Origin of the sequence: Deinococcus sedimenti (genome assembly GCF_014648135.1) — a bacterium.
Lineage (GTDB): Bacteria > Deinococcota > Deinococci > Deinococcales > Deinococcaceae > Deinococcus > Deinococcus sedimenti.
Genome location: NZ_BMQN01000008.1, coordinates 87,180 through 102,106, shown reverse-complemented (window position 1 = coordinate 102,106; position 14,927 = coordinate 87,180). Strand labels below are relative to the sequence as shown.

Here is a 14,927-nt window from a genome sequence, read left to right as displayed (position 1 = left end):
CGGCCTTCACCCGACGTGAAGGCCGTTTCTCATGCGCGGTGCCGCGCGTCACTGTGTCCACTGTCAGAATGGGCGCATGTGGACTCTGGTGCTGAATTGCGGGTCGAGCAGCGTGAAGTTCGCGTTGCTCGACGTGCAGGGTGGGCAGGTGCGGCTGTCGGGGCTGGCGGAGCGGCTGGGGTCGGCGGGCGCGTCGGCGCGCCTTGAGGTGGACGGTGTGCGGCGCGCGGTGGATCTGCGGGGCGGCAGTTACGCGGAGGCGTTCGCGGTGATCGCGGGCGCGCTGGATGAAGTGGGCGTGCGCGCGGGGGTGGGCGCGGTGGGGCACCGGGTGGTGCACGGCGGGGAGCGCTTCAGTGCTCCGGCGCTGATCACGCCGGAGGTGCTGGCGGAGATCCGGGCGTGCGTGCCGCTGGCGCCGCTGCACAATCCGGCGAACATCGCGGGGATCGAGGCGGCGCAGGCGGCGTTCCCGGACGCGGCGCACGTGGCGGTGTTCGACACGGCGTTCCATCAGAGCATGCCGGAGGTCGCGTTCCGGTACGCGGTGCCGGGGGACTGGTACCGGCAGCACGGGGTGCGCCGGTATGGGTTTCACGGGACGAGTCACGCGTTCGTGGCGGCCCGCGCGGCTGATCTGCTGGGGCGGCCGATCTCGGAGTTGAATCTGGTGACGGCGCACCTGGGGAACGGGTGCAGCGTGTGCGCGGTGCAGGGTGGCCGCAGCGTGGATACCAGCATGGGCCTGACGCCGCTGGAGGGGCTGGTCATGGGCACCCGCAGCGGGGACGTGGACCCGGGCCTGCATGATTACATCGCGCGGCAGGCGGGCCTGAGCCTGTCGGAGGTGACGGCCGCGCTGAACCGCGAGAGTGGCCTGCTGGGCCTGTCGGGTCTGAGCAACGACATGCGTGAGCTGGAGGAAGCGGCGGGGCGTGGGCATCCGGGGGCGCGGCTGGCGCTGGACGTGTTCGTGCACCGTCTCGCCAAGCAGATGGCGGGGATGGCGGCGGCGATGGGCCGGTTGGATGGGCTGGTGTTCACGGGCGGCATCGGGGAGAACAGCGCCTGGGTGCGCGGCGCGGTGCTCGCGCGGCTGGCGGTGCTGGGCGCGCGGGTGGACGAGGCGGCGAACGCGGCGGCGGTGCGCGGGCAGTCGGGCGTGATCAGCGCGCCGGGCGCTCTGGCGGCGCTGGTCGTGAACACGAACGAGGAACTGATGATCGCGCAGCAGACCCAGGACCTGCTGGCCGAGCAGAAGGGAGCCCAGGCATGAAAACCCTCTTCGTCGCCCCGACCCGCAACGGCGTGGGCCTGAGCAGCACGGCGCTGGGCCTCACGCGGGCGCTGGAACGGCAGGGATTGAAGGTCGCGTTCCTGAAACCGATCGCGCAGACGCACGAGCTGAGCACCGACGACAGCGTGCATTTCGCGCGGGCGCTGGCGCACCTGAGCGTGCCCGACCCGATCGCGCTGGCGCTGGCCGAGGAGCAGCTCAGTCACGGGGGCGAGGAGGACCTGATGGAGAGCGTCGTGGCCCTCGCGCAGGAGGTCACGCAGGGTGGCGCGGACGTCCTGATCGCCGAGGGGCTGGCGCTGAACGAACGGAACACCTACGCCGGGGCGCTGAACGCCAGCCTCGCGCGGAACCTCCAGGCGGACACGGTCCTGGTGTCGAGTCTGGCGGGCGTCACGCCGGGCGAACTGGCGGACGAGCTGGAGATCGCCGCGCAGGCGTACCGGCGCAGCGACGGCTCGGGCCTCAGCGGGTACGTGCTGAACTTCGCCCCGCCGGGCCTGGACTACGGCACGCTGATGGCGGAGTTGCGCTCGCGCAGTCGCGTGCTGGCCAGCGGGGAGCTGCCGCTGCTGGGCGTGGTGTCGCAGTCGGCGGGCCTGAACGCGCCGCGCACGCTGGATATCGCCCGGCACCTGCGGGCCGACGTGGTGAACGAGGGCGAGGCCGCCGTGCGCCGCGTGACGAGCACCGTCGTGACGGCCCGCACCGTGCCGCGCATGGCGCACCTGTTCGTGCCGGGCGCGCTGGTCGTCACGCCCGGCGACCGAGAGGACGTCATCATGGCCGCCGCGCTGTCGCACCTCAGCGGCGTGCCGCTGGCGGGGCTGATGTTCACGTCCGGCAGCGGCCCCGAGGACAGCATCGAGCGGCTGTGCCGCGCCGCGCTGGGCAGCACCCTGCCGGTCCTGCGGGTGAACACGAACTCCTTCGAGACCGCCTCGCGCCTCTCGCGGCTGGACGCGCGCGTGCCGCACGACGACCCGCAGCGCATGGACCGCATGCTGGACTTCATCGCGGACCGGCTGGACACCGTGCCGCTCGGCACGCGCCTGCGCGCCCCGCTGAACGGCGAGCGCCGCCTGCCACCCAGCGCGTTCCGGTACGAACTCATCCAGAAGGCCCGCGCGGCCGCCAAACGCATCGTGCTGCCCGAGGGGGACGAGCCACGCACCGTGAAGGCCGCGATCCGCTGCGTCGAGAAGGGCATCGCGCGCCCCGTCCTGCTCGCCAAGCCCGAGCGGGTGCGGCAGGTGGCCGAGGGACAGGGCCTCACGCTGCCCGACGGGCTGGAAGTCCTCGACCCCGACACCGTCCGCGCGCTGTACGTCGCCCCGATGGTCGAACTGAGAAAGAGCAAGGGCCTGACCGCCCCGCAGGCCGAGGCGCAACTGGAGGACACCGTCGTCCTGGGCACCATGATGCTCGCGCTGGGCGAGGTGGACGGCCTCGTGTCCGGCGCGATCCACACGACCGCGAACACCGTGCGGCCCGCGCTGCAACTCATCAAGACCGCGCCCGGCTCGAAACTCGTCAGCAGCGTGTTCTTCATGCTGATGCCCGAACAGGTCCTCGTGTACGGCGACGCCGCCATCAACCCCAACCCGAACGCCGAGGAACTCGCCGACATCGCCATCCAGAGCGCCGACAGCGCCCGCGCGTTCGGCATCACCCCCCGGGTCGCCATGCTGTCCTACTCCACCGGGGAATCCGGCAGCGGCGAGGACGTCGAGAAGGTCAAGGCCGCCACCGCCCTGGTCCGCCAGCGCCGCCCGGACCTGCTGGTCGACGGCCCCATGCAGTACGACGCCGCCAGCGTCCTGTCGGTCGGGCAGCAGAAAGCCCCCGGCAGCCCCGTCGCGGGCCGCGCCACCGTGTTCATCTTCCCCGACCTGAACACCGGCAACACCACCTACAAGGCCGTGCAGCGCGCCGCTGGCGTCGTCGCCGTCGGCCCCATGCTCCAGGGCCTGCGTAAACCCGTCAACGACCTCAGTCGCGGCGCGCTCGTGGACGACATCGTGTACACCATCGCCCTGACCGCCATTCAGGCCACGCAGGTGGAAGGCACACTCTCGCCTTGACGGGGTCGTTCACTCGCCGGCGCACTGCCCGCCCCCTGGCTGATCAGGCTGGGGGTCAACTGTGGTGAGTCCTGCATCTGCGCGGCATCAGCGAGCCTCGCTGGTCGTCGCGCCCGGCGGGCTGCCGGGGTACGTGCTGGACGGCGTGCCGTATGGCCTGCCCCGTTCGCGTGATGTGGCGGCGCTGGCCGCGCGGCATGCCGGGGCGCTGGGGTTCCTGGAGTGGCATGACATCGCCGATTCAGCCGACCGGGCTGTGCAGGAGGGCCGTGCGGTGCGGGCGGCGCTGGTGGCCCGCGCGCTGACCGATCTGGCCGCCGGGGGTGAGCCCGACACGGCTGGGCTGGCGGCCCTGCGGGCCGATCTGCCGGGGGTGGGGGTAGTGCGCGTCCGGACGGACGGCAGCGCCGACAAGACCGACGGGCACCTGAGCCTGGGGTACCTGCTGGGTGACCGGCCGTATGCGCTGAACCTGCCGGACACGGCGGGGCATGAGGGGCTGGCGGAACGCGAGGCCATCCGCGTGGCGCTTACGCACGCGCGGGCGCTGGGCTTCACGGGCTTTCACGTGCAGAGTGACCACAAGTTCCACGTGCGGCGGTATGATGAGGACCTGATCCACCGGGGCCGCCGCAAGTCCGATTCGCTGGAACGGCTGGACGCGCTGGTGGACGATCTGGGGGGCGCGGTGACGTTCGAGTACGTGGGCACGCTGGATACCGACGCGCCGCACCGCATGGCGCTGCACGCGCGGGCGCTCGCCCGGCTGGACGGCGGGCTGCCACTGTCACGCGCGCAGGCGGTGGCGCTGCGCCGCGTGCACTTCGCCCTGAAGGCGGGCGGCTCGGTGCTGTACTGATCCCGGTCGACCTACCGGCGGGCGCTGAGCCAGAGCAGCAGGCTACCCGCGAGGACGGCGACGAGGTCGGGGGCGTACGCGGCGACGGCGCCAGGCAGCGCGCCTTTTTCGCCCATGACGTTGAAGACGCTGTACGTGGCGTAGTACGCGAAGGTCAGCATGAGGGCCCAGACGAAGCCGACGTTGCGGCCACTGCGGAAGCTGAACACGGCGAGGCTGACGCCGAAGAACGCCAGGGCAAGTGCGGCGAGGGGCGCGGCGAACTTCTGGTGCAGCGCGGTGAATTCGGCGGGCGCCTGGACGCCCTGGGTGCGGTAGGTGTTCACGCGTGCCCACAGGGTCGGGAGGGGGTCGTTGACGGGGCGGGCCTGCGCGGCGCTGCCGAGGTCGGTGCCGGTGTCCTGCAGGGGCAGGGTGCCTTCCCTGAAGCTGAGGATGGTGACGGGGCGGGCGTCCTGGTACGTGACGCGCTGTCCGTCTTTCAGCGTCAGGGTGGTGCTGCCGGGCACGAGGCGGCCCTCGCGGGCGGTGATGACCTCGCGGGGGGGGAGGCTGTCCTGCATGGTGACGATGCGCAGGTCGCGGAGTTCCCCGCCGGGGAGGATCTGGCCGATGCTGATGGCGCGGCCCAGTGCGTCGCGCAGGACGACGTTCTGCTCGCCGAGGCCGAGGACGCGGGGGTTGGCGAGGACGATCTGCCGCTGCACTTCCCCGATCTGCGTCTGCGCGCGGGGGACGAGGCCCTCGCCGAGCGCGAACGCGAGGGTGGTGACGGCAGCGGCGAGGATCAGGACGGGGCGGTAGAGGCGCGTGGCGGGAATCCCGGCGGCCAGGGCGCTCTTGATCTCGCTGTCGGCGGCCAGCCGGGAGAGGCCGAGCAGCACGGCGAACATCAGGGCGATGGGCAGGGCGCGCGCGGCGGCCTCGGGGACGTTCAGCGCGAGGAGGCGCGCGACGAGCAGGGGTGGGGCGCCCTTGGCGAGCAGCGGCGCGAGGTAGCGTTCCAGGCTGGCGACGACCAGCAGGGCGATCACGGCGGCCAGCGCGCCGAACAGCAGCGGCGCGATCTCCGCGAGGACGTACCGTTCGAAGGTCTTCAGGCGCGGCGCGGCTCGTGGGGCGCGCGGGGTGGCGGGGCGGGTCACCGGAGCCTCCAGGCCAGCGCCGCGGCGAGGATCAGGAACGCGATGTTCGGCGTCCAGGCGGCCAGGTCGGGCTGCACCGCCCCGGCGCGCGCCAGGCCGGGCATGGTCGTCCACAGGGCGTAGAAGCCCACCAGGAACACCAGCACGGCGCCGAACGCGGCGGCGCGGTTGCGCAGCAGCAGGCCCAGCGCCCCGGCGGCCAGCGCGAAGATGATGGGCGTGACGGGGTCGGCGGTGCGCTGAGCGACGGTGAACGCGGCCTCGCGTCGGTCGGTGCCGGGCAGGCCGGGGTCGGCGGCGCGCCCCCGCAGGACCGGGGTGGTGGTCTGTTCCACCTCGATGATGGCGGGGCGCAGGCGGTCGGTCTGCGGCACGGTGACCGGTCCGGTCAGGGCGCGGGGGGGCTGGCCGGGGCGGGTTTCCCAGGGCGCCAGCAGCGTCCAGGTGCGCGTGCGGGTGTTCCAGGTGCCGGTGCTGGCGGTCAGGATGGTCTGACCGCGCTGCACCATGACGCCCTGCAGCTGCGCCTCGTCGCTGCCGGGCGGCGTGATGACCTTCCCGGCGTAGTACAGCGCGCCGGGCGGGGCGTAGGTGTAGCGCAGCTGTTCGGGGGGTGGGGGGGTCATGTTGTACACGCCGTACCAGGTGTTCCACCAGCGGGCCATCCCCTGCGGCGCGAACTGGTTGGCGTTCGCGTACGTGACGGCCGCGACGAGCAGGAACGGCAGCGCGAGGGGCCACACCAGCCGCAGCGGCGGCACGCCCCCGGCGCTGATGGCCTTGAGTTCGTTGTCGCTCTGCATGCGTGCCAGCGCGAGCAGGATCGCGAAGGGCACGGCCAGCACGAGGCTGCGGTTCAGGAAGCTGGGCGCGAGGCTCAGGAAGGCGGCGGCGGCGGTGCCGAACGCGGGTTTGTACGTGATGAGGTTCGCGACGGTGCTGCTCAGGGCGTCCGTGAGTTGCAGCGCGAGGAACAGCGCGACGCCCGCCGCGTACCAGCGCGTGACCTCGGCCAGAACGAGGCGGATCAGGAGTGACGGCACGTGCCGGATTCTAGCGGGCCAGCATGAGGGCAGCGGACAGAGAAACCCGCCGCCCCTGGGTGGACGTCAGCCTGCCTGGGGTGGCTGGGTGCTGCTCCAGCCCTGCCGTTCGTGCCGCGCGAGGTGCTCGTGCAGCCGCAGGATGGCGGCGTTGCCGTGCGCGCCGCGGTCCTGGATGGCGCGGGTGGTGGCGGCGTCGAGGTACGCGAGGCGCAGGAGTTCGGTGCTGCTCAGGCCGTCGCGGGTGTGTTTCACGCCGCGTTCCCGGCGGATGGTGGCGCTGTCGGTGCCCAGGACGCTGCGGTTGCTGATGCTGCCCAGCTGCCCGTACACGTTCCCGGCGCCGCCGTGCCGGGCGACGGTGCTCATGAGTTCCCGGCGGGCGTGGGTGCTGTCCAGGCGCGCGGCCAGCCAGCGGCGCGCTTCGGGGTCCGGGTTGCGTTCGGCGATGCTCGCGGCGAGGCGCACGTCGCCCTGTAGCGCGCGGGCCAGCAGGTCCTGCGCCCGCCTGCGCCAGCGGCGGGCCTGGGTGGTGTCCAGCGCGAAGCACAGCGTGGTGAATGCGGGAACGCTCAGGGCGTCCTCCGGTCCGGCGCCGAAGTCGGCGGTGTCGGGGGTCAGGTCGTGCGTGGCGAGGGTGAGGCCGTGAGCATCTTCGGGGACGCCCAGCTGCGTCAGGGCCGCCGCCGCGTGGAGGAGGCCGTCCGCGCTGACAGGCAGCCGCACGGTGCCGAAATCGAGGGTCAGGGGCACGTTCTTCACAAGAAAAGTATAGCACGAATTATGCTTAAGACATAAAGACCGATGGGCGATCAGACGGTGAAGTGAGTAGGAAGTCGGGAGTGGGGAGTGGATCCGGTGGTCCACCCAGACCACCCGGCGGAAGGTTTTCGGAGGCGACAGCCTCCGCTGCCTTTTCCACTTCCTCCTCCCCACTCCCCACTTCCCAATTACACTGAGTGACACGCACAACCCGACGCCGCTCCCCCACGGAGGTTCCACCCATGACGGATGCCCATCGCCCTGACCGCTGGTCTGTTCCCGAGTCCGTGCTGCGCCGCCTGCGGAGCGACCCGGATGCGGATATCGAGGCGGCCCGCCGTGACCCGGACGCGTTCTGGCTGGCGCAGGCCCGGCAGTTCGAGTGGACGAAAACGCCCACGACGGGCCTGACCTGGAACCGCCCGCACATGCAGTGGTTCGCGGACGGCGAGACGAACATCACCCTGAGTGCCCTGGACCGCCACGCGCGGGGCGAGGCGCGGACGCGCGCGGCGCTGATCTGGCTGTCGGAGACCGAGGAGGCGCAGGTCATCACGTACGGCATGCTGCACGAACGGGTCGAGCGGGCCGCCGCTGGCCTGCGCGCGCTGGGCGTCAAGGCGGGCGACCGCGTGGTGATCTACCTGCCCCTGACCCCGGAGGGCGTGGTCGCCATGCTGGCCTGCGCGCGCCTGGGCGCGGTGCATTCGGTCGTGTACGCGGGCCTGGGCGTGGGCGCGCTGCGTGACCGCATCACGGACGCCGGGGCGCGCGTGGTCATCACGGCGGACGTCGGGTACCGGCGTGGGAAACTCGTGGACCTGTACGCCATCGCCTCGGAAGCCATCGCGGAACTGGGCGGCGTGGAGCACCTCGTGCTGTGGGAACGCATCAAGACGTATCAGCGGGAGCACGACGCCCGCACCGTCCCCTGGGAGAGCCTGTTCACGCACGGCCGTGCCGGGGCGGTACCCGTGAACGCTGAGCACCCGCTGTACGTGCTGTACACGTCCGGCAGCACCGGGAAACCCAAGGGGGTCATTCACACGCACGGCGGGTACATGGTCGCCAGCACCTACCACCTTGGGCAACTGTTCGACGTCCGGGCCGGGGACGTGTTCTTCTGCACCAGCGACATCGGCTGGATCGTCGGGCACAGTTACATCGTGTACGCGCCGCTGGCCGCCGGGGCGACCGTCCTCTTCCGCGAGGGCGCGCCGGACTTCCCGGACCCCGGCGTGTTCTGGCGCGCCGTCGAACGCTACGGCGTGAACGTGCTGTTCACCGCGCCCACCGCGCTTCGCCTGTTCATGAAACTCGGCCCCGACGTGCTGAAGGGGCACGACCTGAGCAGCCTGCGCGTGATCGCCTGCGCGGGCGAGGCCCTGAACCCGGAGGCGTGGCGCTGGGCGCAGCAGCACCTCGCCGGGGGGCTGGAGGAGGGCGCGCACGCGGTCGTCATCGACCACTGGTGGCAGACGGAACTGGGCGCGCCGATCCTGGGCACCCACCCGCGCTGGCCCGCCCGGCCCGGCTTCGTGGGCCGCCCCCTGGCGGGCGTGGACGCCGACGTGGTCGACGAGCAGGGACAGCGCCTCCCGGACGGCGTGCAGGGGCACCTCGTGCTGCGCCGCCCCACGCCCGGCATGATGCGCGGCATTCACGGCAACCCCGACAAGTACGCGCAGGTCTGGACCGAGAACCCCGCCGGGTACCTGTCCGGGGACCTCGCCGTGCGGGACGAGCGCGGGTACATCAGCATCCTGGGCCGCGCGGACGACGTGCTGAACGTCGCCGGGCACCGCATCGGCAGCGCCGACGTCGAGGACGCCCTGGTGTCCCACCCCGCCGTCGTGGAGGCCGCCGTGATCGGCGTTCCCGACGACCTGAAAGGCGAGAGCATCGTCGCGCACGTCATCCTCCGGCGCGGGTACGAGGATCAGGTGGGGCGGGGCCTGCGCGCCAGCATCAGCGAACACGTCCGGCGCGAACTCGGCCCCATCGCCACGCCCGGCGAGATCCGCGTCGTCACGGCGCTGCCCAAGACCCGCAGCGGGAAGATCATGCGCCGCGTCCTGCGCGCCCAGGCGCTCGGGCAGGACCCCGGCGACCTCACCACCCTGGAAAGCTAGGCGGGAACAGCAATAAAAAATCCGCCTCGTGGGCGGTGATGTCCAAAACTATAGCGCGGTATGCAGGGGCGGTCAAGGCTATTCATCCGAATCCGCCCTGCCCCGGTTCACGTGTTGGGGCCTTCGCGGCGCAGGATCTCCAGCCAGTTCCCGGCGACCAGCCACGGCAGGAACGCCAGCCCCGCCGAAACGATGTTCCAGAGCACCATCAGGACGCTGCCCCTCAGGCCTCCCGAGCTGGGAAAGAGGAGTTGCGGCACGCTCCACATGACGATCATGGGAAGCAGACCGCCCAGCAGGACCGCCACCATGACACCCATGGCCGCCCGAAGGCCCAGATCACGGCGGCCCAGCCACACGCCGTACGCGAAAATCAGGCCTGCCGCGAGGATGCCGGTACTCGCGCCCAGACTGCCCAGGTTCAGGGTGGTGTTCACACCTGCACGCTACGCGACCCGGACCGCCGGGGTTGCCGCACCTGCGGCACGCACAGGGCATCAACCAGGGGCTCAAAACGAAAAATCCGCCCTTCTCGGACGGTGATAGAAACAGGATAACGCGGTATGCGGCGCGCGTCAACTCATGCGCATATATCAGAAAAACGCGTGCAGCACGCCCCCCCAATCCATGCCCCACCGGGCGGTATGCAGCGATCATGGGGCGATCACGGCCCCCCACGTACCCTCTGGGCACATTACCCAGGAGGGCACACCCATGAAGACACTGCTGATCCGCGCCGCCACCCTCACCCTCAGCCTCGCCGCCCTGAACGGCACCCCCGCGCAGGCCCTGTGCGCCGCGCCGCCCGACCTGAACGGCACGTGGCGCGCCAACGACGGCGGCACGTACCACGTCCGGCAGATCGGCACGCAGGTCTGGTGGGTCGGCCTGAGCAGCGACGGTGGGAAAAGCTGGACGAACGTCTTCCACGGCACCCGCAGCGGCAACACCGTCACCGGCAGCTGGGCCGACACGCCCCGCGGCGCGGCGCGCAGCAGCGGCACCCTGACTCTGAAACTCAGCGGCGTGAACGCCGTCCTGGGCTTCAAACGCGCGGCCGCGACCGGCGGATTCGGCGGCAGCACGTGGTTCATGCCCTGCGACGACACCGTCCTGAACCCCAGCAACTGACCCCACCGGCGTCAAACGTTCGCTCCGCACCGACGCCCGCACGGCCCGGTGCGGTAGACTCGTCTGTCGCAGGCCCCCTCACCGTGAGGCGCAGGCCGTTTCGGCGGAACCCCCCAGACGCCCGGGGTGGAACCGACACCGTACAAGGAGCGTCACCATGCATAAAGTCGCCATCGTCGGCCGACCCAACGTCGGCAAGTCCAGCCTGTTCAACCGCCTCATCGGCCGCCGCGAGGCCGTCGTCGCCGACTTCCCCGGCGTGACCCGCGACGCCAAGGAAGGCCTGATGCTGTACCACAACCACCGCATCACCCTGATCGACACCGGGGGCCTCTGGAGCGGAGACGAGTGGGAAGAAGCCATCCGCCAGAAGGCCGAGTGGGCCATGGAAGGCGCGCAGGCCATCATCTTCGTCCTCGACCCCCGCGAAGGCCTCAGTGCCGCCGACTACGAGGTCACCGACTGGCTGCGCCGCCTCGGGAAACCCGTCATCATCGCCGCGAACAAGATCGACAGCCCCAAGCACGAGGTCTACATGGCCGAACTGTGGGGCCTGGGCTTCGGGGAACCCATCGCCATCAGCGCCGAGCACGCCCGCGGCCTCGACGACCTCATGGACCGCGTCCTGACGCACATGCCCGAGGACACCGAGGACGTCCCCGAAATCGCGCCCATCCGCATCAGCCTGATCGGCCGCCCCAACGTCGGCAAGAGCAGCCTCCTGAACGCCATCACCCAGACCGACCGCGCCATCGTCGCCGACCAGCCCGGCACCACCCGCGACAGCCTGGACGTCGAATGGGACTACGGCGGGCAGCGCTTCGTGCTCGTGGACACCGCCGGGATCCGCAAGAAACCCGACACCGCCATCGAGGACTACGCCATCCAGCGCTCCCAGGCCGCCATCGAACGCAGCGACCTGATCTGGCTGGTACTGAACGCCGGGGAACTCGGCGATCACGAACTGAAACTCGCGAACCTCGCGTACGACAGCGGCAAACCCGTCATCGTCGTCGTGAACAAATGGGACCTCGTGCCCGACGAGGAACTCAAACGCGTCGAGAAGGACCTCAACCAGAAACTCAACCACATCAGCTACGCGCCGCGCGTGTACACCAGCGCCATCAACGAGTACGGCATTCACGACATGCTCGCCGAAGCCATGAAACTCCACGAGAAATGGCAGAGCCGCATCCCCACCAGCGAACTCAACCGCTGGCTGGAAGTCTGGCAGATGCGCCAGGCCGTCCCGAACTTCCACGGGAAGAAACTCAAGATGTACTTCATGACCCAGGTCGAAACCGCGCCCCCCACGTTTGCGATCTTCTGCAACCGCGCCGACTTCGTCACCCGCGCGTACGAGGGCTTCCTGCAGAACCGCATCCGCGAGGACCTGCAACTCGCCGGGATTCCCGTCCGCCTGAAATGGAAGGAAAAAGGCCCCTACAAACGCGAGAAGAAAAACGAAACCGACGAATAACCACACAGCCCCCGCCCCGCGCGGGGGTTTTCCGTGATGCCCTGCCCCCCGACGCTATTTCTTGAGGTGGTCCTGAACCATCACGTACAGCGCACTCTGGAGGTCCACCATGTCGTCCAGTTTCAGGCCAGCATCCCTGAATTCCCGCAACAGGAAGGCGCAGCGGCATCCATAGTCATGAAGCAGGGCTCCCGGGGACGCCCGGTCCAGTGCTTCTGTCCGGTCGTACAGGTACTCAATCGCCTTCCCGCCGAAGCTGGGGCGGTAGAACGGGAACTTCTGCGGGTCGGCCAGAAACAGGAAATAGGAGGCCACGCTGGCCCGCGTCCCCAGACCGTTGAAATGCTTGGAGATGTCCGGGGAGATGCTGTCCAGCGCCGGGTCGATGGCCGCCCAGAACCGGTCGGCATTCCTGGGGCTCAGCGGTGCTGTCCAGATGGCGTCCAGCGCCTGACGGAAGGCGTGGGCGTCTGCGGCTGCCATCTGGTTCAGCCCATCCACGACACGCCAATCGAGAATGTCCAGGGTATTGCCCTGGTTGACGTCCACCTTCGTCGTCTCCCCCGCGCGGAAGGCTTGCAGATGCACTCTGATCTTCTCTGCGCCGGGAATCTTGTAGTTGCGTTCTCGACGGTGAATCTTCGCGTTGTGCTCCGGGATGGAGAGAAAATCCACCGCTGCCTCGAACCGCTTTCGCTGCATGTTGACCCCTTCTGGACCGAATGACGCTGACCACATCATTCTTTCAGCCGCAACGACAAAGAGACCGCTCACCTGTGGCAGGTCAGGTGCCTCTGTGCAGATTCAGCCCCAGGAAGGTGTTGAGGTTGCGGGACAGGGAGAGGGTTCCGGCGGGCTGCGCGGGATCGGTGAAGGTCAGCACGGCCAGTGTGCAGGGTTCGCCCGTCTCGCTGTGGCCCTCAGCGGCGGCGCGGGTCAGGACGTCGCTCAGGTCGCGGGCCAGCCGCGCGTAGCGTTCCGGCGTGAGGCGCAGCGTCAGGCGGTCCAGGTGGGCGGGGAAGGGCACGGGGATGGGGTCGGTCACGTCGTCCAGGGGCTCGGCAGGATGCTCCGTGTTCCCGAAGCCGACCACGTCCTCCTCGCCGTCGCGCATGAACGCCCAGCAGCGCTCGTACGCCGCCATGAACCGGCCCGTGAGGTCACGCAGGTCACCCCGCCCGTTGCCGTCCGGGTCCTGCGGGGGCAGCAGGTCGCTGGGCACCCGGAAGGTGCGGGCGCGCAGCTGGTAGTACACGCGTCCGGCCTCGCGCCGCTGCTCGAACAGCAGGCCCAGGGCCGCCAGTCGCCGCGCGTGGTGATGCACGAGATTCGCGGGCATGTCCACACGGGTCGCCACGTCGCTGGGCGAGGCGGGGCTCAGGAACAAACCCAGCAGGTGGGTGTCCTGCCGCAGGGCGCGGGCGGCGGGTTCGTCGGTGACGCGCAGGCTCTCCAGCTGGGTGGGTTCGGGCATGGGCGCAGCATGCCCCGAGAGGCTTTCAGTGCGCGACAGGCCCCGCTGAAACAGCGTTTGCAGACATGAAAAAACCCCTCCGGGTGGAGGGGTCTACTCTGGTGGAGCTGAGGGGATTCGAACCCCTGACCTTCTGAATGCCATTCAGACGCGCTCCCAACTGCGCCACAGCCCCTGATTGCCTCAGGGCTCAGGGAATGTATCACTCCGTGGGGCGCGTGTCCAGTGGGGGCGTGTGTGGGGTCGGTCCTGCGCGGTGGGGGTCGTCCGCGCTACGCTGTGGGGATGTCGGACGCATTGCTTACGCTGGAAATCGAGAAACTTGTAGCCGGGGGGCTGGGGCTGGCCCGGGACGAGTCCGGCGTGGTGCTGGTCCGGGGGGCGCTGCCGGGTGAGCAGGTCACGGCGCGGGTGCGCAGCGGGAAGGGCGTGCGTCAGGGCGTGACGGTGGAGGTGCTGCGCCGCAGCCCGGACCGCGTGGACGGCCCGGACCTGCCTACGGCGGATCTGGCGCACGCGAGTTACGAGGCGCAGCTGGGCTTCAAGCGGGCGTTCGTGGAGGAGGCCCTGAGCCGCATCGCGAAGGTGCGGCACGGGGTGGCGGCGACCGTGCCGAGCCCGCAGGCGTGGGGGTACCGGAATACCGCGCAGTACCTCGTGACGCCGCAGGGTCTGGCGTACCGTGAGCGGCGTGGCAGTGATCCGCTGGTGGTGCGCGCAGACCCGCTGGTGATGCCGCAGATTCAGGCGGTGCTGGACCGCATCGATCCGGAGCGGCTGGACCCGGCGACCGAGGTGGCGTTCCGCGCCAGTCGCCTGACGGGTGAGGTGGTGGCGGCGGTGATCGGTGCGGGGGAACCGAAGGCGTTCCTGCGGGCCAGTGATCACCTGATGGAGGCCGGGGTGGTGGGCGTGAGCCTGGCGCAGCCGGCGGGGCGGCGGTTCAGTGCGGGCGTGCGACTCATCGCGGGTGAGGGTGAGATCACCGAGCAGTTCGGGGAGGTGCAGGTGCGGGTGTCCGCGACGGGGTTCGCGCAGGTGAACCCGGAGGCGGCGGGGCTCGCGTACCGCCGGGCGACGCAGCTGGCCGGTGAGGGCGAGCACGCGGTGGACCTGTACGGCGGGGCGGGCGCGATCGGTCGTCATCTCGCGAAGCACTTCCGGCGGGTGACGGTGCTGGACTCGTCTGCGGAGGCGCTGGCGCGTGGGCGGCAGGACGTGGCGAACACCGGCGAGGGGAACGTCACGTTCCGCAACGGGGACGCGGCGCGCTTCAGTGAGCTGGGCACGGACGTGATCGTGGTGGACCCGCCCCGGGCGGGACTGGAGGAGGCGGCGCGGGATCACATTCACGCGAGCACGGCGGACCGGCTGGTGTACGTGTCGTGCGATCCGGCGACGTGGGCGCGGGACGTCGGCGATCTGGTGCGGCGCGGCTGGAAGCTGGGCGAGGTGGTCCCGCATGACTTCTACCCGCAGACGAGTCACGTGGAGATCGTGAGTGTCCTGAACCGCTGACG

At 70.3% G+C, this 14,927-nt stretch carries 13 protein-coding genes and 1 tRNA gene; 7 read left to right on the top strand and 7 right to left on the bottom strand.

All coding sequences use genetic code 11. The annotated features are described in order from the left end of the window. Positions 1–76 precede the first annotated feature (76 nt). The 3 genes from IEY69_RS14815 (at position 77) to IEY69_RS14805 (ending at position 4,240) form a co-directional block, all read left to right on the top strand. Positions 77–1,276, top strand: a complete 1,200-nt coding sequence (locus IEY69_RS14815) for an acetate kinase (protein WP_189073912.1) — start codon at positions 77–79, stop codon at positions 1,274–1,276. Then, positions 1,273–3,381 (top strand): phosphate acetyltransferase, encoded by a 2,109-nt coding sequence (pta, locus tag IEY69_RS14810; protein WP_189073911.1) that lies wholly within the window; start codon positions 1,273–1,275, stop codon positions 3,379–3,381. Before IEY69_RS14815 ends, pta begins: the two co-directional genes overlap by 4 nt. 64 nt (positions 3,382–3,445) lie before the next feature. Next, positions 3,446–4,240, top strand: a complete 795-nt coding sequence (locus IEY69_RS14805; RefSeq protein ID WP_189073910.1) for a hypothetical protein — start codon at positions 3,446–3,448, stop codon at positions 4,238–4,240. A gap of 11 nt (positions 4,241–4,251) precedes the next feature. On the opposite strand, the gene IEY69_RS14800 is transcribed toward IEY69_RS14805, so the two are convergent. The 3 genes from IEY69_RS14800 to ddrC all read right to left on the bottom strand — a co-directional run bounded on the left by IEY69_RS14800 (position 4,252) and on the right by ddrC (position 7,190). Continuing rightward, on the bottom strand, positions 4,252–5,340 hold the full coding sequence (locus IEY69_RS14800) for an LptF/LptG family permease (protein ID WP_189073942.1): 1,089 nt from the start codon (positions 5,338–5,340) through the stop codon (positions 4,252–4,254). 41 nt (positions 5,341–5,381) lie between these two features. Continuing rightward, positions 5,382–6,428: an LptF/LptG family permease gene (locus IEY69_RS14795; RefSeq protein ID WP_229783995.1), complete on the bottom strand. Its 1,047-nt coding sequence runs from the start codon at positions 6,426–6,428 to the stop codon at positions 5,382–5,384. Between the two features lie 66 nt (positions 6,429–6,494). Next, positions 6,495–7,190 (bottom strand): DNA damage response protein DdrC, encoded by a 696-nt coding sequence (gene ddrC, locus IEY69_RS14790; protein WP_189073909.1) that lies wholly within the window; start codon positions 7,188–7,190, stop codon positions 6,495–6,497. Positions 7,191–7,432: 242 nt separating this feature from the next. On the opposite strand from ddrC, the gene IEY69_RS14785 reads away from it, so the two are divergent. Next, positions 7,433–9,322 (top strand): acetate--CoA ligase, encoded by a 1,890-nt coding sequence (locus tag IEY69_RS14785; protein ID WP_189073908.1) that lies wholly within the window; start codon positions 7,433–7,435, stop codon positions 9,320–9,322. A 107-nt stretch (positions 9,323–9,429) separates the two neighbouring features. Here the strand turns inward: IEY69_RS14785 and IEY69_RS14780 are convergent, their stop codons facing one another. After that, a complete protein-coding gene (locus IEY69_RS14780) occupies positions 9,430–9,759 on the bottom strand; it encodes a hypothetical protein (protein WP_189073907.1) in 330 nt (109 codons plus the stop codon). A gap of 277 nt (positions 9,760–10,036) precedes the next feature. Here IEY69_RS14780 and IEY69_RS14775 point away from each other — a divergent pair, with 277 nt between their 5' ends. Next, positions 10,037–10,453: a hypothetical protein gene (locus IEY69_RS14775; protein WP_189073906.1), complete on the top strand. Its 417-nt coding sequence runs from the start codon at positions 10,037–10,039 to the stop codon at positions 10,451–10,453. A gap of 157 nt (positions 10,454–10,610) precedes the next feature. Next, positions 10,611–11,933 carry a ribosome biogenesis GTPase Der gene (gene der / locus IEY69_RS14770; RefSeq protein WP_189073905.1) on the top strand — a complete coding sequence of 441 codons (1,323 nt, stop codon included), beginning with the start codon at positions 10,611–10,613 and terminating at the stop codon, positions 11,931–11,933. A 54-nt stretch (positions 11,934–11,987) separates the two neighbouring features. On the opposite strand, the gene IEY69_RS14765 is transcribed toward der, so the two are convergent. The 3 genes from IEY69_RS14765 to IEY69_RS14755 form a co-directional block, all read right to left on the bottom strand. Next, positions 11,988–12,635, bottom strand: a complete 648-nt coding sequence (locus IEY69_RS14765) for a hypothetical protein (protein ID WP_189073904.1) — start codon at positions 12,633–12,635, stop codon at positions 11,988–11,990. An 82-nt stretch (positions 12,636–12,717) separates the two neighbouring features. Next, positions 12,718–13,407 (bottom strand): winged helix-turn-helix domain-containing protein, encoded by a 690-nt coding sequence (locus IEY69_RS14760; protein ID WP_189073903.1) that lies wholly within the window; start codon positions 13,405–13,407, stop codon positions 12,718–12,720. A gap of 99 nt (positions 13,408–13,506) precedes the next feature. Next, positions 13,507–13,582: transfer RNA gene (locus IEY69_RS14755), tRNA-Ala, on the bottom strand. 110 nt (positions 13,583–13,692) lie between these two features. Between IEY69_RS14755 and IEY69_RS14750 the strand changes: the two genes are divergently transcribed. Continuing rightward, the gene (locus IEY69_RS14750) at positions 13,693–14,925 is read left to right on the top strand and encodes a class I SAM-dependent RNA methyltransferase (RefSeq protein ID WP_189073902.1); all 1,233 of its coding nucleotides are present in this window, start codon (positions 13,693–13,695) and stop codon (positions 14,923–14,925) included. Positions 14,926–14,927: the final 2 nt, after the last annotated feature.